We start from the raw sequence: 17,617 nt of genomic DNA, 5'->3' as shown, positions 1-17,617 counted from the left end.
AAGGGCTTACGGAACGCCATGGCCAGACAGAGCGTCGCGGAACAGTTCGTCGACATCCTCACCCGCGCCGGGGTCGAGCGCCTCTACGGTGTCGTGGGCGACAGCCTCAACCCGGTCGTGGACGCCGTACGCCGCCACCGGGACATCGACTGGGTGCACGTCCGGCACGAGGAGACCGCCGCCTTCGCGGCCGGCGCGGAGGCGCAGATCACCGGGAAGCTGACCGCGTGCGCCGGGTCCTGCGGCCCCGGCAACCTCCACCTCATCAACGGCCTGTACGACGCCCACCGCTCCATGGCCCCGGTGCTCGCCCTCGCCTCGCAGATCCCCTCCAGCGAGATCGGTCTCGGCTACTTCCAGGAGACCCACCCGGACCAGCTGTTCCGCGAGTGCAGCCACTACAGCGAACTGATCTCCAACCCGCGGCAGATGCCCCGGCTGCTGCACACCGCCATCCAGAACGCGATCGGCCGCTCCGGCGTCAGCGTCGTCTCCCTGCCCGGTGACATCGCCGCACAGCCCGCGCCGGTACGGGCCGCCGAGACGGCGCTGGTCACCTCCCGGCCCACCGTCCGCCCCGGTGACGACGAGATCGACCGGTTGGTGCGGCTGATCGACGACGCAGGCAAGGTCACCCTGTTCTGCGGCAGCGGTACGGCCGGCGCCCACGCCGAGGTGATGGAACTCGCCGGACGGATCAAGTCCCCGGTCGGGCACGCACTGCGCGGCAAGGAGTGGATCCAGTACGACAACCCGTACGACGTCGGCATGAGCGGACTCCTCGGCTACGGCGCCGCCTACGAGGCCACCCACGAGTGCGACCTGCTGATCCTGCTCGGCACCGACTTCCCGTACAACGCCTTCCTGCCCGACGACGTGCGGATCGCCCAGATCGACGTGCGCCCCGAGAACCTGGGCCGCCGCTCCACACTGGACCTCGCGGTGTGGGGCGACGCCCGCGAGACCCTGCGGTGTCTGATCCCACGGGTCCGGGAGAAGACCGACCGGCGGTTCCTGGACCGGATGCTGAAGAAGCACGCCGACGCGCTGGAGGGGGTGGTCAAGGCCTACACCCGCAAGGTCGGCAAGCATGTGCCGATCCACCCCGAGTACGTGGCGGCGGTGCTCGACGAGGCCGCCGCCGACGACGCGGTGTTCACCGTCGACACGGGGATGTGCAACGTCTGGGCCGCCCGCTATCTCTCGCCCAACGGGCGCCGCCGGATCATCGGCTCCTTCTCGCACGGCTCGATGGCGAACGCGCTGCCGATGGCGATCGGCGCCCAGTTCACCGACCGGCGGCGGCAGGTCGTGTCGCTGTCCGGCGACGGCGGCTTCACCATGCTGATGGGCGACTTCCTCACCCTCGTCCAGTACGACCTGCCGGTGAAGGTGGTGCTGTTCAACAACTCGTCCCTGGGGATGGTCGAGCTGGAGATGCTGGTCGCCGGGCTGCCGTCGTACGGCACGGCGAACAGGAACCCTGACTTCGCGGCCGTCGCCGAGGCCTGCGGCGCCTTCGGCGTCCGGGTCGAGAAGCCCAAGCAGCTGGCCGGGGCGCTCAAGGCCGCCTTCCGACACAAGGGCCCGGCCCTCGTCGACGTCGTCACGGATCCCAACGCCCTCTCCATCCCGCCGAAGATCAGCGCCGAGATGGTGACCGGCTTCGCGCTCTCCGCCTCCAAGATCGTCCTGGACGGCGGGGTAGGCCGCATGCTCCAGATGGCCCGCTCCAACCTGCGCAACGTCCCGCGGCCCTAGCGGTCACTTCCCGGTCAGGACTTCCTCTCCCGGAGCCGGGGCGAGTCGAACCGGTGGCCGAAGTCACCGCCGTGGATGCGGTCGTTGAGCATTCGACATGACTGCCCGGGGTCCGATCGGGCAAGGATCCCCGTGAACGTGTTCGAGAGGGAGAGAACGGACCATCCACACGGGGACGGGGGACAGGGTGAGTCAGGCACGAGGGGGCGGTCCCATGGCGGTCGGGACCTCCTCGGTGGGCCACGGCGCCGAGGAGCAGGACGACGGCACGGCGGTGCGGGGCGGCGAGCGGGCGGCGGGGGCGCCCCGGCTGCGCCGCAGACTCGGCCGGGGCGATCTGCGGGGGGTGCCCGACAGCCGCCGGGCACTGCGCGGGCTGCTGCGGCACTGGGGCCGTCCCGGTCAGTCGGACATCGCGGAGCTGCTGACCAGCGAACTGGTCACCAACGCACTCGTCCACACCGACCGGGACGCGGTGCTCACGGCCACCGTCGGGCCCCGCGCGCTGCGCGTGGAGGTGCGGGACTTCGTCGGGCGCTTTCCCCGGCCGCGCGTTCCCGCCTGCGACGACAGCACGCACGGCCGGGGGCTGATGCTGGTGCAGTCCCTCGCGGACGCGTGGGGAGTGCGGGCGCACGGAGTGGGCAAGGCGGTCTGGTTCGAACTGGAGGCCGGGGCCGAAGCCGGGGCCGAGGCCGCCTGAGCCGAGGAGAGGCTGCAGGGTGCGCCCGGTGGCCTGGCCGTAGTACGGGACCTAGCCGAACTGCTGCTCCAGATCCTTCAGTTTCTGCTCGAGGGAGTCCAGCCGCGGCAGGGCCTGGGTGTCGTCCTCCGCGGTGAGGTCGACGGTGACCGCGTCACCGCCGCCTCGTACCGGCTGGAGGGAGGGGCGCCGGCGTACGGGCAACTGCTCCGGTGCGGACGGCTGCGCCGGTATGGCAGGCTCCGCGGACACCCGGTCGGCGCCCCGGTCCACCGCCTGCACCTCGACCTCGACCTGGCGGCCGCCGCGGCCGACGAAGCCCCGGTGCCCCCTGCTGATCGCCTTCAGCCGGGCCCGCTCCAGACGCTCCTGGCCGCGTCGGCGCTGCCGCTCCTCGTCCTTGCGGCGCTTGTCGTCGCGGACCTCCTCGACCGCCTCGTCGAGGCTGCGCACCCCCTCCAGCAGCATCAGCGACCAGGCACGGTAGGTCTCTCGGGGTGCGCGCAGCCAGCGCACGATACGGATCTGCGGCAGCGGACGCGGCACCAGGCCCTGCTCCCGCAGCGCGGCCCGGCGGGTCTGCTTCAGTGCGCGGTCGAAGAGGACCGCCGCCGACAGGGACATGCCCGCGAAGAAGTGCGGAGCCCCCGCGTGCCCCGCGCCGCGGGGCGCATGCACCCAGTTGAACCACGCCGCGGCGAAGGCGAACGTCCACACGAGTATCCGGGAGCCGAGCGCCGCGTCGCCGTGGCTGGCCTCGCGCACCGCGAGCACGGAGCAGAACATCGCCGCCCCGTCGAGGCCGAACGGGACCAGGTACTGCCAGCCGCCGCTCAGGCCGAGATTCTGCTCGCCGAAGCCGACCAGACCGTGGAAGGAGAGTGCCGCGGCGACCGCGGCACAGCAGAAGAGGAGGACATAGGAGACGGTGCCGTAGACGGCTTCCTTGCGCCGTCGGCGTTCCTCGGCACGTTCCCAGGAGTCGTCGGCCCTGGCGTCCTTCCCCGCGGCGCGCCTGCCACGCGCCAGCACCGCTACCGCCGCCAGCATGCCCAGGAGCAGGACGGCGCCCGGCAGCAGCCAGTTCAGCGATATGTCGGTCAGTTTCATCTGGGGTCCCCTGCCTTGGGATAGGGCGTGACGCCCGCCATAGTGGCCCAAGCCCGACGGTGGTCAGGGGGTTTCGGGGAAGAGGCCGCCAAGTAGGTGTCAGTGGGGCCCCGGGGACACCGTTCTGCTCGAACTGTCGCTTGATGTCTGTGAGTTGAGTTCGAACAAGACAACCCCTGCGGGTGGTTCCGGGGTCGCTTCCCGCGCTGTCGGCCCGCCGCGTCGGCCCGTTGCTTCAGTCCGTCGGGTCAGCCCGCCGCGGCCAGCAGCTTCTCGACCCGGTCCGCGTCGCAGGTGCGTGGGCAGGTGGCGCAGGTGTCCTCGGGGCGCAGCGTGTAGAACATGCAGCAGCTCGCCCGGTCCCGGGTGTGCAGCGGCTCGCCGTTCGGGCCGGTCAGCTCGCGGAAGGCGGCCGTGCCCACGTACGGCCGGGTCGCGCCCGGCAGCAGCTGTTCCAGTTCGTGCCGGGCCCGCTCCTGCTCGCCGAGGAGATGGGCGACGTACCAGAGGCCTTCGACCACCTCGTCGGTCGCCATGCCCCACAGGGCGCGCCCGCGCCGCCGCATGCGCGGGGCGAAACCGGCCAGTACCGGTTCCAGGTGCTCGGCGACCGCGGACCGCACCTCGGCGCGCAGCGCCTCCTCGTCCGCGACGACGCGGGCGCCGGGGAGTGCGGCGGCCGGGTCGCCGGGCAGGCAGGCGAAGCCGGCCGGGCGGGCGGCCATCCGGCCCAGCGGCAGTCCCGCGGCGGTCCGGTCGTACGAGACATGCGTCACGGGGTAGCGCGGCACCCGACGGTGCAGGAACCAGGGCACGGTGATCAGCAGACAGGCCGGCCACGCGTACCGGTGCAGACCGAAGCCGGCCACCACGTCGGGCCGCGCCCGCTGTCCGTAGTCGCGCAGCACCTGCGCGTCGTCCCAGGCCAGGAAGGACTCCAGGTCGGCCCCGCCCTCCGCGAGCGATGCGGCACGGACCCAGCCGCCGCCCCGCGGGGCGGCCTCCCCGGCGCCCGGCTGGGTCACCGCCAGGCCCGGAAGGACCTCGGACAGACGCGCGTAGGAGTCCGCGACGGCCGAGCGGGACACAGACATGCGAGACCACCGATCCACGTCGGGTGCAACGGGCTGTTTCAGGTAAGCCTTACCTTACCTAAGCTTGGATGGTCTGTGATCCCCGGGATCCGGCCGGACGCCGATCGGGATGTGATCGGGACTTGATCGGGATGTGAACTGACGACCGGTGCGCCTATCGTGCTGACGGACGGGTAGCAACCCGCCGTCATGACCCTATGTACCGATACATGGACCGACACGCCTCTGGAGGAGCCGTGAAGCAGGGCGCTCGAGGCTACGCCGGGACGGAGGCCGCCCGACCCCGCACGTCCGGGGCCGCCCGCGTGCCGGCCCAGCCCCGGGCCGCGGCGGGCGGGCCACTGCCTGCGGCGCCCGCATCCTCCGGGGTGCGCGGCGAGCACACGCACGGCGAGGCCGGCCTGCCGGGGGCGCGCACCCGGCGCCCGGTGCAGCGGACCTCCGTGCGCGGGCAGATCCTCGACGCCCTGCGCACCGCCCTGGTCACCGGCGAACTGCGGCCCGGCGAGGTCTACTCCGGCCCCGCGCTCGGCGAACGCTTCGGCGTCTCCGCCACCCCGGTACGGGAGGCGATGCAGCAGCTCGCGCTGGAGGGCGCCGTCGAGGTCGTACCGAACCGAGGCTTCCGCGTGGTCGAGCGGGGCGCCCGGGAGCTCGCCGAACTGGCCGAGGTCCGCGCCCTGCTGGAGGTACCGGTGATGCTGCGGCTGGCCCGCACCGTGCCCGCCGGACGCTGGGCCGAACTGCGCCCGCTGGCCGAGGCGACCGTGCGGGCCGCGGCCGTCGGCTGCCGGGCGACGTACGCCGAGGCCGACCGGGCCTTCCACCGCGCGGTGCTCGCACTCGCCGGCAACGAGCAGCTCGTGCAGATCGCCGAGGAACTCCACCGCCGCGCCCAGTGGCCGCAGTCCGGCCCAACGGCCTCCCGGGGCCGCGCCGACCTGGTCGCCGACGCCCGCGAACACACCGCCCTGCTGGACGCCCTGATCGCCGGCGACGCGGACGCGGTACGAGCCCTGGTCACCGACCACTTCACCGGCCCGTCCTGATCCCGCCCGCCGCACGGCCCGCCCGCCCGCCGCACGGCCCGCGATCCCTGCCGCGGGCCTCGGCCCGCGGCCCGCGCCCCTCGGCCCGCGGACGGCTCCCCGGCATGGAACCCGGCCCCTCGTCTCGCGGACGGATCCCCCGTGGTTCCCGGCCTGCGGATCGATCCCTGGTCCTGGTTCCGGCTCGCGGGCGCATTTCCGGCCTCGTCCCCGGCCGTCGGCCTGCGGATCGGCCGTGTCGCGGGCTGTCGGCTTGGGGGCGGATGTCTGGCGTCGTCTCCGGCCCCCGGCCTGCGGATCGGTCCGCGTCCCCCGCCCTGGGCTCGCGGACGGCTCCCGGCGTGGTCCCCGGCCCCGGCCGCGGATCGGTCCCCGCACAGGCCCTCGGTCCCCGCACTGGCCCTCGGTCCCCGCATGGCCCCGGCCCCCGGACGGATTCCCAACCCGCGGCCCAGGACCTTCCGGACCTTCCTGACCCGGGTCGATCCCCACCCCCCGGACCGACCCCTGCCCCCGGTCCACGGGCTGATCCCGGGATCGGCCCCAGGCCCCCGGCCTGCGGACCGATGCGCGTCCCGCGGGGTGGGAGCGCCGCACGGCGCATGTCGTCCCCGGGTCCGTGCGGAGCGCCGGGGGCTGCCGATCCGCTCCGCTTGGGCGCCCGGTGCCCCTGGTGCGGTCCCCGCGCGTGGGTGGCCCGGGCGCCCGCGGCGCGTGCCGGTCCCGCGCCGGGTCTCCGCGGCCCGGCCGGCGTATCGGGTCACAGGACGCCGGCAGTGGCTGGTCGGGGTCCCTGCGACCGGGGCGCCCCATGGCCTGCACGCAGTCGGGGGAGTGCCTGCCGGGGCCGACCCCGCGTCTGCGGCCTGATCCGCCGGACAGGCGGCTGAGCGGCTGTCACGGCACCGCGGTGCCGGGCCGGTCGGTCCGTGGGCCGCGCGGCCCACGGCGTCAGGCGGTGGCGGCTCCCGGGGCCGGTGGGGTCAGCCGGCGGGACAGCCAGGTGGGGACACCGCCGAGGAGGCGGTACAGGCGGCGGGCCTCGTCGCGCAGGCGGGAGGCCTCGGGCTCGGTCTCGGTGTCCGCCAGGGAGCACAGCGCCGGAGCCGTACCGACGAGATAGCCGAGTTCCTCGCGGATCCGCAGGGACTCGGCGAACCCGTGCCGGGCCTCGGCCAACTCGCCGTCCCGGAAGGCCAGTCCGGCCAGATGCCGCCAGGTGAACGAGAGCAGCAGCGGGTCGGAGTGCGCCGTCGCCGAGGCGTGTGCGCGCCGGTACGCCGCTCGTGCCGCCTGTGGGGAGCCGGTGAGGTTCTCCGCCAGCAGCCCGCGCCGGAAGTCCAGCAGCGCCCGCCCCGGGGAGCCCGGCGGGATCAGCGCCGCCGCCCGGCCCAGCGCGGCCCGCGCCTCGTCGGCCCGGTCCCGCACGCCGTGCAGCGTGGCGGCGTAGGCGAGCCGGCCGCGTTCGCAGGCCGCGGCCCCGCGCTCCTCGTCGTCGTGGGCCAGCGCCTCGGCGCTGCGCAGCGCGTCCTCGGCCTCCTCCCAGCCCTGCTCGGTGTACAGACACCGCTCCACCAGCAGCGCGGCCCGCTGCAGCGCGGTGGCCGCGGTGGCCGGCTGCAGCAGCGCCGCCGCGTCGGCCCAGCATGCGCGCGAGCGCAGCCGCCATACCGCGGTCTGGAGCGGATCGTCACCTGGGGTCGTTCCCGTACCAGAACCAGACATGGCGGAATGCGCCACGTTGCCCTCCCCTAGTCCGTGTCGTGCGGATCATCCCGGGGCCGCGGAGCTCGGCACGCACATCCGAGCCCCGCTCAGCGGTGTGCCGGGCAGCCGCACTTCGGGTCGGGCTGACCCGGAGGACACGGATATCGGCACGCCATGGAGCCGTCGAGTGGTGGCGGCATCTCAGCACGGAACCACCGGCCCGGCCAAGAGGGTGGGTGAAGGAATTCACAAAGTCGTGGGACTGGGGGCCTCCCGGGGTTTGGCCGCCGTTTCGGCCCGTCTCAGCTCATCCGCAGCGCCAGGAAGAAGTCGAGCTTGTCCTCCAGCCGCGACAGATCACGCCCCGTCAACTGCTCGATCCGGCCCACCCGGTAGCGCAGCGTGTTGACGTGCAGGTGCAAGCGGGCGGCGCAGCGGGTCCAGGAGCCGTCGCAGTCCAGGAACGCCTCCAGGGTCGGGATCAGCTCGGCGCGGTGGCGGCGGTCGTAGTCCCGCAGCGGGTCGAGCAGCCGGGCCGTGAAGGCGCGTCGGACGTCGTCGGGGACGAACGGCAGCAGCAGTACGTGGGAGGCCAGCTCCTGGTGCCCGGCCGCGCACACCAGGCCCGGCCGGGCCGCGGCGACCCGGCGGGCGTGCCGGGCCTCCTCCAGCGCCCCGCGCAGCCCCTCCGCCGAGTGCACGGCCGCGCTCACGCCGAGCGTGACCCGCCCGTCGCCGTCCAGCCCGGCGGCCAACGGATCCCGTACGGACTGCAGCAGCGCGTCGGCGAGGATCCCCGCCTCCGCGTCGTCCGGCTCCCCGGACACCGCCGGGAGCGGCACCAGCGCGACGGCCTCCTCGCCGGCGTGCGCCACGGCGATCCGGTCGGAGTGCTCCGGGCCCGCCGCGACCGGGTCGACCAGGATCTCCTCCAGCAGCGTCTGCGCCACCCGCCCGCCGTCGATATCCCCGTCCTCCCACTCGACCCGGGCCACCACGACCTGCCAGTGCGGGGCCGCGCCCAGACCGGGCAGCAGCACCGGGGCCGCGACCCGCAACCGGGCGGCGATCTCCGCGGGCGCCGCGCCGGTCTGCACCAGCTCCAGGACCTCCTGCGCCAGCCGCCGGCGCACGGTGCGGGCCGCGTCCCGGCGGTCCCGTTCCACCGAGATCAGCTGAGTGACCCCGTACAGCAGGTCCAGGCGCTCCGCCGCCCAGTCCCCGGCGTCCGCCTCGACCGCCAGCAGCCAGTCGGAGAGCACCGTCTCGCGCACGTCCCGCGCGGGCTGTGCCGTCCGGCCGGTGCTGCGCACCGGGAACAGGCTGTACGACGTCGAGCCCAGCATGACCCGGTGCGGTGCCCGGCGGCCGGTGCGTGCCGCCGCCAGCGCCTCCGCCGCCAGCCGGGCGCACACGTCGGCGGGCAGCGCCGGGCCGGCCGTCTTCGAGCCCGCGATCAGCCGCCCGGTGGGCGACAGCACCCACGCCCGCAGATCCAGGTCGGAGCCCAGCAGGTCCAGGACGACGTCCGGGCCGCCGCCCGCCGGGCCGGAGGTCATCATCCGCCGGTGCCGGTCCACCACGGCCGCAAGATCCCCGGCGCGTTCCCCGGAGACCTGCCGCACCACATGCTCGGTGACCGTCGCGAACGCCACCGACTCGTGCACCGCGAACAGCGGCAGCCGGTGCCGGGCACACGCCGTCACCAGGTCGTCCGGCACGCTCCCCAGCTCCGCCTCGCCGGCCGCCAGCGCCGCCACCCCGGCCTGCGCCAGGATCCGTACGAACGGCTCGGAGTCGGCGGCGTCGCGGCGCCAGGCCAGGCCGGTGAGGACCAGTTCGCCGCCGGAGAGGTAGCGGCTGGGGTCCCGCAGGTCGGTGGTCATCACGCCCCGGACCGTGCGGTCCAGCTCGTCCTCGCCGCCGAGCAGCTTCAGGCCCAGCGCGTCGGTGTCCAGCAGTGCGCGCAGCCGCATTCTCGTCGCCGCCGTTCTTTGTCTCGAATCGTTCTGTTGATCTTGAAGGTGTCCGCGGTCGGGTGTCCGTTCGGGGAACCGGAGAGCAGAGCCCGTCCGTGTCGGGCTGTGGTGCAGGCCACGCGGCTGTGTCGCGCGTTTCCACAGGAAGACGGGGAGGTTACTGAGGGCCTCCGTTCATACGAATCTACAAGATGACCACCATGGCCAGCCAACTCCTTCAGTGTTTCTGCGACTGACCCCGGTGGAGCACCGAGCGGTGTACTGAGCCCACTCCACGTGAACAGCACATGAACGAGCCGGGCCCGCCGCACACGGATTGGCTCAATCTGCACCCCACGAGACCCACGAGACGAAGAAGAGAGCCGGTCATGGACTTCCTTCGCCCCGCCAGCTGGGAGGAGGCGCTCGCCGCCAAGGCAGAGCACCCCACCGCTGTGCCGATTGCGGGTGGCACCGATGTGATGGTCGAGATCAACTTCGACCACCGCCGGCCCGAGTACCTCATGGATCTGAACCGCATCGGCGACCTCACCGAGTGGGAGGTCGGCGAGGACACCGTCCGGGTCGGCGCCTCGGTGCCCTACACGCAGATCATGGAGAACCTCCGCTCCGAGCTCCCCGGTCTCGCCCTCGCCTCGCACACGGTCGCCTCCCCGCAGATCCGTAACCGCGGCGGCGTGGGCGGCAACCTCGGCACCGCCTCCCCGGCCGGCGACGCGCACCCCGCGCTGCTCGCCGCCGGGGCGGAGGTCGAGGCCCAGTCGGTGCGCGGCACCCGCATGATCCCGATCGACGCGTTCTACAAGGGCGTGAAGCGCAACGCGCTGGAGCCCGACGAGCTGATCCGCGCCGTGCATGTGAAGAAGGCGGACGGCCCGCAGCAGTTCTCCAAGGTCGGCACCCGCAACGCCATGGTCATCGCCGTGTGCGCCTTCGGCCTTGCCCTGCACCCGGAGACCCGGACGGTGCGCACCGGCATCGGCTCGGCCGCGCCGACGCCGATCCGGGCCACGGCCGCCGAGGAGTTCCTGAACGCGGCCCTGGAAGAGGGCGGCTTCTGGGACAACGGAAAGATCATCACCCCGTCGGTCGCCAAGCAGTTCGCGGACCTGTGCTCCGCCGCCTGCAACCCGATCGACGACGTCCGGGGCACCGCGAGCTACCGCCGCCACGCGGTCGGCGTGATGGCCCGCCGGACGCTCACCTGGACCTGGGAGTCGTACCGCGGCGCCCGCCGCATCACGGAGGGAGCTGCGTAATGCGCGTCAACTTCACTGTCAACGGACGCCCGCAGGAGGCCGACGACGTCTGGGAGGGCGAGTCCCTGCTGTACGTGCTGCGCGAGCGGCTCGGCCTGCCCGGCTCCAAGAACGCCTGCGAGCAGGGCGAGTGCGGCTCCTGCACGGTACGTCTGGACGGGGTGCCGGTCTGCTCCTGCCTGGTCGCCGCCGGACAGGCGCAGGGCCGCGAGGTGGTCACCGTCGAGGGCCTGGCGGACTACGCCAAGCAGCGTGCCGGGGGCGGCTGCGCCACCGGCGCCTGCGGCGGGACCTCGCTCGACGAGGCCAAGCAGTGGCAGGCCAAGGGCACCGACTCGCAGACCGGCGAGGGCGAGGAGCTCTCCCCGGTCCAGCAGGCCTTCATCGACGCCGGCGCCGTCCAGTGCGGGTTCTGCACACCGGGCCTGCTGGTCGCCGCCGACGAGATGCTGGAGCGCAACCCGAACCCGACCGACGCGGACATCCGCGAGGCGCTGTCGGGCAACCTGTGCCGCTGCACGGGCTACGAGAAGATCATGGACGCGGTCCGCCTGGCGGCGGCGCGGCAGTCCGAGGGGGTCTGAGCATGGCTGCCAACGGTGCACCCACCAAGATCACGCAGGGTTCCCGGACCAGGGGCGGGATCGGCGAGTCCACGCTCCGCCCGGACGGCACCCTCAAGGTCACCGGCGAGTTCGCGTACTCGTCCGACATGTGGCACGAGGACATGCTCTGGGGCCAGATCCTGCGCTCCACGGTCGCCCACGCCGAGATCGTCTCCATCGACACATCCGAGGCGCTCGCCACGGCCGGCGTCCACGCCGTCCTGACCTACGACGACCTGCCCACCGAGGTGAAGAACTACGGCCTGGAGATCCAGGACACCCCGGTCCTCGCCCACGGCAAGGTCCGCCACCACGGCGAGCCGGTCGCCATCGTCGCCGCAGACCACCCGGAGACGGCCCGCCGGGCCGCCGCGAAGATCAAGGTCGACTACCGGGAACTGCCCGTCATCACCGACGAGGCCTCCGCGACCGCACCGGACGCGATCCTCGTCCACGAGGGCCGCGACGACCACCACTCCGGGCACGTCCCGCACCCCAACATCGTGCACCGCCAGCCCATCGTCCGCGGCAACGCCGACGAGGCCGCCAGGAAGGCCGACGTCGTCGTCCGGGGCGAGTACACCTTCGGCATGCAGGACCAGGCCTTCCTCGGCCCCGAGTCCGGCCTCGCGGTGCCCGCCGAGGACGGCGGTGTCGACCTGTACATCGCCACCCAGTGGCTGCACTCCGACCTCAAGCAGATCGCCCCGGTCCTCGGACTGCCCGAGGACAAGGTGCGGATGACGCTCTCCGGCGTCGGCGGCGCCTTCGGCGGCCGCGAGGACCTGTCGATGCAGATCCACGCCTGTCTGCTGGCGCTGCGCACCGGCAAGCCGGTCAAGATCGTCTACAACCGGTTCGAGTCCTTCTTCGGGCACGTCCACCGCCACCCGGCCAAGCTCTACTACGAGCACGGCGCCACCAAGGACGGCAAGCTCACGCACATGAAGTGCCGGATCGTCCTGGACGGCGGCGCCTACGCCTCCGCCTCCCCGGCGGTCGTCGGCAACGCCTCGTCCCTGTCGGTCGGCCCGTACGTGATCGACGACGTGGACATCGAGGCCATCGCCCTCTACACCAACAACCCGCCCTGCGGCGCCATGCGCGGCTTCGGCGCGGTCCAGGCCTGCTTCGCCTACGAGGCGCAGATGGACAAGCTCGCCGCGAAGCTCGGCATGGACCCGGTGGAGCTGCGCCGGCTCAACGCCATGGAGCAGGGCACCATCATGCCGACCGGACAGCCGGTCGACTCCCCGGCGCCGGTCGCCGAACTGCTGCGCCGGGTCAAGGCGATGCCGATGCCGCCGGAGCGGCAGTGGGAGTCCAGCGAGGGCGCGGACGTACGCCAGCTGCCCGGCGGCCTGTCCAACACCACGCACGGCGAGGGCGTCGTCCGCGGCGTCGGCTACGCGGTCGGCATCAAGAACGTCGGCTTCTCCGAGGGCTTCGACGACTACTCCACCGCCAAGGTGCGGATGGAGGTCATCAACGGAGAGCCGGTGGCGACCGTGCACACCGCGATGGCGGAGGTCGGCCAGGGCGGCGTCACCGTCCACGCGCAGATCGCCCGCACCGAGCTGGGCGTCACCCAGGTGACCATCCACCCGGCCGACACCCAGGTGGGCAGCGCCGGTTCCACCTCGGCCTCCCGGCAGACGTACGTCACCGGCGGCGCCGTCAAGAACGCCTGCGAGCTGGTCCGGGAGAAGGTGCTGGAGATCGGGCGCCGCAAGTTCGGCTCCTACCACCCGGCCTGGGCGACCGCCGAGCTGCTGCTGGAGGGCGGCAAGGTCGTCACCGACGGCGGCGAGGTCCTCGGCGACCTGGTCGACGTCCTTCAGGGCGAGACCGTCGAGGTCGAGGAGGAGTGGCGGCACCGGCCGACCGAGGCCTTCGACCTGCGCACCGGCCAGGGCAACGGCCACGTCCAGTACTCCTTCGCCGCGCACCGAGCCGTCGTCGAGGTCGACACCGAGCTCGGCCTGGTCAAGGTGATCGAGCTGGCCTGCGCCCAGGACGTCGGCAAGGCGCTCAACCCGCTCTCCGTGGTCGGCCAGATCCAGGGCGGCACCACCCAGGGCCTGGGCGTGGCGGTGATGGAGGAGATCGTCGTCGACCCCAGGACCGCCAAGGTCAGGAACCCGTCCTTCACGGACTACCTGATCCCCACGATTCTCGACACGCCGACCATCCCCGTCGACGTGCTCGAACTCGCCGACGACCACGCGCCCTACGGACTGCGCGGCATCGGCGAGGCCCCCACCCTGTCGTCCACCCCGGCGGTCCTCGCGGCCATCCGGGACGCGACCGGGCTGGAACTGGACCGCACGCCGGTCCGTCCGGAGCACCTCACCGGCACGGCGTGATCCGACCCTCCGGGCGGCGCACGGAACGTCACACACTCCGCGCCGCCCGGAGCACCCCCCACCAAGTTCCGCACCGCTCGCGGTCCTTGAAGTACCAACCCCACATGCGTTCGTCTCGGGCCGTCCCCCGGGTCGTGCAATCCCAAATCCCGCAGCCGCCGCCGTGGCGGCCGTCGATGCGGGTGCCCCTTTGAACCTTGGGAGAAGGCACCATGGCCCAGCAGTCAGTGGAGCCGAGGACCACCGCCGAGGACGCGGGCGCGGGCAGCCGCGTCCCCGCCGGCCGGTCCTGGCTCGACCGGTACTTCCACATATCCCACAGAGGATCGACGGTCGCGCGTGAGGTGCGCGGCGGTATCACCACCTTCATGGCGATGGCCTACATCGTCCTGCTCAACCCCGTGATCCTCTCCGGTGAGGATGTCGCCGGGAACACCCTGGGCCCGAAGGCCCTGATCACCGCGACGGCGCTCGCCGCGGCGGTCACCACGCTTCTCATGGGCTTCGTCGGCAAGGTGCCGCTCGCCCTCGCCGCCGGACTCTCGGTGTCCGGCGTCCTCGCCGGCCAGGTCGTTCCCCAGATGACCTGGGGGCAGGCCATGGCCATGTGCGTGATGTACGGCGTGGTCATCATGCTGCTCGTGGTCACCGGGCTGCGCGAGATGATCATGAATGCGATCCCGCTGGCCCTCAAGCACGCCATCACGATCGGCATCGGCCTGTTCATCGCCATCATCGGCCTCGTCAAGGGCGGGTTCGTGCACCCGGGCGAGGCGACCCCGCTGTCGCTCGGCCCGGCCGGTGAACTCGCGGGCTGGCCCGTGCTGCTCTTCGCGGGCACGCTGCTCCTGATCTTCATGCTGCAGGCGCGCAACACCTCCGGCGCGATCCTGATCGGCATCATCGCCGGCACGGTCGTCGCGATGCTGCTCAACGCGTTCGGCGTGATCGATCCCAAGCAGTGGGCCAACGGCGCACCCGAGCTGCAGGGCAGCGCGGTCTCCATGCCCGACTTCTCGCTCTTCGGCGAGGTCGAGTTCGGCGGCTGGGGCGAGGTCGGCGCGATGACCGTCGGCATGATCGTCTTCACGCTGGTGCTGGCCGGCTTCTTCGACGCGATGGCCACGATCATCGGCGTCGGCACGGAAGCCAAGCTCGCCGACGACAAGGGCCGGATGCCGGGCCTGTCCAAGGCGCTGTTCGTCGACGGCGCCGGCGGTGCCATCGGCGGTGTGGCGGGCGGCTCCGGGCAGACCGTGTTCGTGGAGTCCGCGACCGGCGTCGGCGAGGGTGCCCGCACCGGGCTCGCCTCGGTGGTCACCGGCGGGTTCTTCGCCCTGTGCCTGTTCTTCACCCCGCTGACCGCGATCGTGCCGCAGGAGGTCGCCTCCGCCGCCCTGGTCGTCATCGGCGCCATGATGATGATGAACGCCCGGCACGTGGACTGGGCCGACCGGGCCACCGCGATCCCGGTGTTCCTGACGGTCGTCCTGATGCCGTTCACGTACACGATCACCACCGGTGTCGCCGCCGGTGTCATCTCCTACGCCGCCATCAAGGTCGCCCAGGGCAAGGCCCGGGAGGTCGGCGCGTTCATGTGGGTGCTGACCGGGGTCTTCCTCGTCTACTTCGCCCTCAACCCGATCGAGAGCTGGCTGGGCGTGCACTAGCCGCCCGCCGGGAACCCGTTCACACGAGCCCGAGGAGACCGACAGATGCTGGACATCGCCGCAGAGCTGAACCGGTGGGTCGAGCAGGGACGCGACTTCGCCGTCGCCACCGTGGTGGCCGTCGGCGGCAGCGCCCCGCGCCAGCCCGGCGCCGCCCTCGCGGTCGACGCCGACGGCACCGCGATCGGCTCGGTCTCCGGGGGCTGTGTGGAGGGGGCCGTGTACGAGCTGTGCCGGCAGGCGCTCGAGGACGGCGAGACCGTCCGGGAGCGCTTCGGCTACAGCGACGAGGACGCCTTCGCCGTCGGCCTGACCTGTGGCGGCGAGATCGACATCCTCGTCACGCCGGTACGGGCGGACGCCCCCGTCCGTGCCGTGCTCGCGTCCGCGATCGCCGCCGCCGCCCGAGGAGAGGCGGCGGCGGTGGCGCGGATCGTCGCCGGACCCGCCGGGCTGATGGGCCGCGCCCTGGTGGTCCGGCCCGACGGGTCCGTCGAGGGCGGCTTCGGCGCCCACCCCGAACTGGACCGGACGGTGGCCGCGGAGGCCGGCGCCTTCCTGGACACCGGGCGCACCGGTGCACTGGAGATCGGAGAGCAGGGCTCGCGGTGCGGTTCGCCGCTGGCACTCCTGGTGGAGTCCTCCGTCCCGGCGCCCCGCATGATCGTCTTCGGGGCGATCGACTTCGCCTCGGCGCTGGTCCGGGCCGGCAAGTTCCTCGGCTACCACGTCACGGTGTGCGACGCCCGGCCGGTGTTCGCCACGCCGGCCCGCTTCCCGGACGCCGACGAGGTCGTCGTCGAGTGGCCGCACGAGTATCTGGAGCGCACAGACGTCGACGGCCGCACCGTGCTGTGCGTCCTCACCCACGACGCCAAGTTCGACGTACCGCTGCTGAAGCTGGCGCTGCGGCTGCCGGTGGCCTATGTCGGCGCGATGGGCTCGCGCCGTACCCATCTGGACCGCAACGAGCGGCTGCGCAGGGTCGGCGTGACCGATCTGGAACTGGCCCGGCTGCGTTCCCCGATCGGGCTGGACCTCGGCGCCCGCACCCCGGAGGAGACGGCCCTGTCCATCGCCGCCGAGATCGTCGCCGCGCGCCGGGGCGGCACCGGTGCGCCCCTCACCGGCGCGCACACCCCGATCCACCACGACGGCCCGTCGGCCCCGGCCCGGCGGATCGGGTCGGTGGCCTGATCCGCCGGGCCGGGCGGTCCGCGGCGCACGGGCCCAGGCAACCCACCCGGGGCTGTGGTCAGGTGCGCCCGGGGACCGGGCCGGCATCGGACAGCACGAAGCACCGCAGGCCGCCCTGCAGGTCGTACCAGTGGCCCCGCGGCCAGCCGTCGGTGAGGGCGGCGACGTCGTCCGGCGCCAGTCCGATGCCCGTGCGCCCGGCGGGCAGGCGGCCGGTCAAGGGCGTCGTGACCACCCAGGCCCCGCCGGGGGACAGCAGGCCGCGCACCCGTGCCGCCACGGCTGGCAGATCCGGCAGGAACGCCACGACCAACCGCATCGTCACCAGGTCGAACGACGCCCGCGGCAACCGCGCGGACACGGCGGCGCCGTCATTGAAGTCCAGCAGGCCGACCGTCAGGGACGGCTCCAGGTCCGTGTACCGGTCGCGGACCGCCGCCACAGCGGACGCCGCCCGGTCGACCGCCCAGGTGCGGCAGCCGAGCCGGGCGAGTGCGGCCGCGTAGCCGCCCAGGCCGCAGCCGACATCCAGGGCGCGGGTGCCGGGGCCGGGGCGCACGGCCTCGGCGAGGAGGTCCGCCTCCTGGGCGTCGACGGGGCGGAAGCCACGGCCCGAGGCGAAGTGGGCCTCCCAGTGGGCCGGTTCGACGACCGTCACGGCTGCCTGAGCAGGTGATTGAGCTCCCTGCCGAAGACGAAGCGGCCCGAGCGGCCGACGACGCCGTCGAGGGGCGCGGGCAGCCCCCGCACGTCCAGTTCCTCCCGCCACAGCACGCGGGACCGGCCGCCGGGGCCGGGGCGCACCTCCAGCTCCGCCCAGCCTCTGATCACCCGGCCCCGCTTGGCCAGTCGGCACAGCCCGCGCTCGTCCTCCCGCGGGGGCTGCCAGAGCGTCACCTCCATCGGGTCGTCGAAGCCGAGCGGGCCGAGGCCCGTGCGGGCCACGATCACCGTCCCCGGGCCGGAGGGCGGGGGAGTGGTGACGGTGACCCGGGTCAGCGGCACGGTCGCGCCGTGGCGCTGCCACCGGGTGATCCGGCGCCAGGTCTCGTCCAGCGGGAGGGGCGCAGTGCGCTCCAGGGAGAAGGTGACCACGGGACGATCGTAGGGACTCACC

The 17,617-nt window shown here is 73.2% G+C and carries 14 protein-coding genes; 8 read left to right on the top strand and 6 right to left on the bottom strand.

Annotation, left to right across the window (positions count from 1 at the left end; all coding sequences use genetic code 11):
* Positions 1–18 precede the first annotated feature (18 nt).
* Together V5O46_RS04030 and V5O46_RS04025 are read left to right on the top strand one after the other, a co-directional pair.
* Positions 19–1,761, top strand: coding sequence for a pyruvate dehydrogenase (locus V5O46_RS04030; protein WP_332882994.1), 1,743 nt, complete (start codon positions 19–21; stop codon positions 1,759–1,761).
* Positions 1,762–1,975: 214 nt separating this feature from the next.
* On the top strand, positions 1,976–2,464 hold the full coding sequence (locus V5O46_RS04025; protein ID WP_332882993.1) for an ATP-binding protein: 489 nt from the start codon (positions 1,976–1,978) through the stop codon (positions 2,462–2,464).
* Between the two features lie 51 nt (positions 2,465–2,515).
* Here V5O46_RS04025 and V5O46_RS04020 read toward each other — a convergent pair whose 3' ends face one another.
* On the bottom strand, positions 2,516–3,574 hold the full coding sequence (locus tag V5O46_RS04020; protein WP_332882992.1) for a DUF2637 domain-containing protein: 1,059 nt from the start codon (positions 3,572–3,574) through the stop codon (positions 2,516–2,518).
* A 248-nt stretch (positions 3,575–3,822) separates the two neighbouring features.
* Complete coding sequence (locus V5O46_RS04015; protein WP_332882991.1) at positions 3,823–4,668, bottom strand: (2Fe-2S)-binding protein; 846 nt, start codon at positions 4,666–4,668, stop codon at positions 3,823–3,825.
* A 236-nt stretch (positions 4,669–4,904) separates the two neighbouring features.
* Between V5O46_RS04015 and V5O46_RS04010 the strand changes: the two genes are divergently transcribed.
* On the top strand, positions 4,905–5,717 hold the full coding sequence (locus tag V5O46_RS04010) for a GntR family transcriptional regulator (RefSeq protein ID WP_332882990.1): 813 nt from the start codon (positions 4,905–4,907) through the stop codon (positions 5,715–5,717).
* A gap of 951 nt (positions 5,718–6,668) precedes the next feature.
* Here V5O46_RS04010 and V5O46_RS04005 read toward each other — a convergent pair.
* Positions 6,669–7,442 carry a hypothetical protein gene (locus V5O46_RS04005; protein ID WP_332882989.1) on the bottom strand — a complete coding sequence of 258 codons (774 nt, stop codon included), beginning with the start codon at positions 7,440–7,442 and terminating at the stop codon, positions 6,669–6,671.
* Between the two features lie 284 nt (positions 7,443–7,726).
* On the bottom strand, positions 7,727–9,400 hold the full coding sequence (locus tag V5O46_RS04000; protein WP_332882988.1) for a PucR family transcriptional regulator: 1,674 nt from the start codon (positions 9,398–9,400) through the stop codon (positions 7,727–7,729).
* Positions 9,401–9,771: 371 nt separating this feature from the next.
* Between V5O46_RS04000 and V5O46_RS03995 the strand changes: the two genes are divergently transcribed.
* The 5 genes from V5O46_RS03995 (at position 9,772) to V5O46_RS03975 (ending at position 16,500) form a co-directional block, all read left to right on the top strand.
* Positions 9,772–10,662, top strand: a complete 891-nt coding sequence (locus tag V5O46_RS03995; RefSeq protein WP_332882987.1) for an FAD binding domain-containing protein — start codon at positions 9,772–9,774, stop codon at positions 10,660–10,662.
* The gene (locus V5O46_RS03990; protein ID WP_332882986.1) at positions 10,662–11,246 is read left to right on the top strand and encodes a (2Fe-2S)-binding protein; all 585 of its coding nucleotides are present in this window, start codon (positions 10,662–10,664) and stop codon (positions 11,244–11,246) included. Before V5O46_RS03995 ends, V5O46_RS03990 begins: the two co-directional genes overlap by 1 nt.
* A gap of 2 nt (positions 11,247–11,248) precedes the next feature.
* Complete coding sequence (locus V5O46_RS03985) at positions 11,249–13,633, top strand: xanthine dehydrogenase family protein molybdopterin-binding subunit (RefSeq protein ID WP_332882985.1); 2,385 nt, start codon at positions 11,249–11,251, stop codon at positions 13,631–13,633.
* A gap of 212 nt (positions 13,634–13,845) precedes the next feature.
* The gene (locus tag V5O46_RS03980; RefSeq protein WP_332882984.1) at positions 13,846–15,303 is read left to right on the top strand and encodes an NCS2 family permease; all 1,458 of its coding nucleotides are present in this window, start codon (positions 13,846–13,848) and stop codon (positions 15,301–15,303) included.
* Between the two features lie 45 nt (positions 15,304–15,348).
* Positions 15,349–16,500 (top strand): XdhC/CoxI family protein, encoded by a 1,152-nt coding sequence (locus V5O46_RS03975; RefSeq protein ID WP_332882983.1) that lies wholly within the window; start codon positions 15,349–15,351, stop codon positions 16,498–16,500.
* A 58-nt stretch (positions 16,501–16,558) separates the two neighbouring features.
* Here V5O46_RS03975 and V5O46_RS03970 read toward each other — a convergent pair whose 3' ends face one another.
* A complete protein-coding gene (locus V5O46_RS03970; protein WP_332882982.1) occupies positions 16,559–17,158 on the bottom strand; it encodes a class I SAM-dependent methyltransferase in 600 nt (199 codons plus the stop codon).
* Positions 17,155–17,595 (bottom strand): SRPBCC family protein, encoded by a 441-nt coding sequence (locus V5O46_RS03965; RefSeq protein WP_332882981.1) that lies wholly within the window; start codon positions 17,593–17,595, stop codon positions 17,155–17,157. Before V5O46_RS03965 ends, V5O46_RS03970 begins: the two co-directional genes overlap by 4 nt.
* Positions 17,596–17,617: the final 22 nt, after the last annotated feature.

This window comes from Streptomyces poriticola (genome assembly GCF_036689765.1).
GTDB classification, from domain to species: Bacteria; Actinomycetota; Actinomycetes; order Streptomycetales; family Streptomycetaceae; genus Streptomyces; species Streptomyces poriticola.
Note: the sequence above shows the minus strand (reverse complement) of the source record. Positions and strands in the feature narration are given on the sequence as shown.

Excerpts from the sequence above, each read along its gene's own strand:
- V5O46_RS04015 (WP_332882991.1), bottom strand. The coding sequence starts at position 4,668 with ATGTCTGTGTCCCGCTCGGCCGTCGCGGACTCCTACGCGCGTCTGTCC.
- V5O46_RS04025 (WP_332882993.1), top strand. The coding sequence starts at position 1,976 with ATGGCGGTCGGGACCTCCTCGGTGGGCCACGGCGCCGAGGAGCAGGAC.
- V5O46_RS04020 (WP_332882992.1), bottom strand. The coding sequence starts at position 3,574 with ATGAAACTGACCGACATATCGCTGAACTGGCTGCTGCCGGGCGCCGTC.
- V5O46_RS03980 (WP_332882984.1), top strand. The coding sequence starts at position 13,846 with ATGGCCCAGCAGTCAGTGGAGCCGAGGACCACCGCCGAGGACGCGGGC.
- V5O46_RS04030 (WP_332882994.1), top strand. The coding sequence starts at position 19 with ATGGCCAGACAGAGCGTCGCGGAACAGTTCGTCGACATCCTCACCCGC.
- V5O46_RS03975 (WP_332882983.1), top strand. The coding sequence starts at position 15,349 with ATGCTGGACATCGCCGCAGAGCTGAACCGGTGGGTCGAGCAGGGACGC.
- V5O46_RS04000 (WP_332882988.1), bottom strand. The coding sequence starts at position 9,400 with ATGCGGCTGCGCGCACTGCTGGACACCGACGCGCTGGGCCTGAAGCTG.
- V5O46_RS03985 (WP_332882985.1), top strand. The coding sequence starts at position 11,249 with ATGGCTGCCAACGGTGCACCCACCAAGATCACGCAGGGTTCCCGGACC.
- V5O46_RS03995 (WP_332882987.1), top strand. The coding sequence starts at position 9,772 with ATGGACTTCCTTCGCCCCGCCAGCTGGGAGGAGGCGCTCGCCGCCAAG.
- V5O46_RS03990 (WP_332882986.1), top strand. The coding sequence starts at position 10,662 with ATGCGCGTCAACTTCACTGTCAACGGACGCCCGCAGGAGGCCGACGAC.
- V5O46_RS04005 (WP_332882989.1), bottom strand. The coding sequence starts at position 7,442 with ATGTCTGGTTCTGGTACGGGAACGACCCCAGGTGACGATCCGCTCCAG.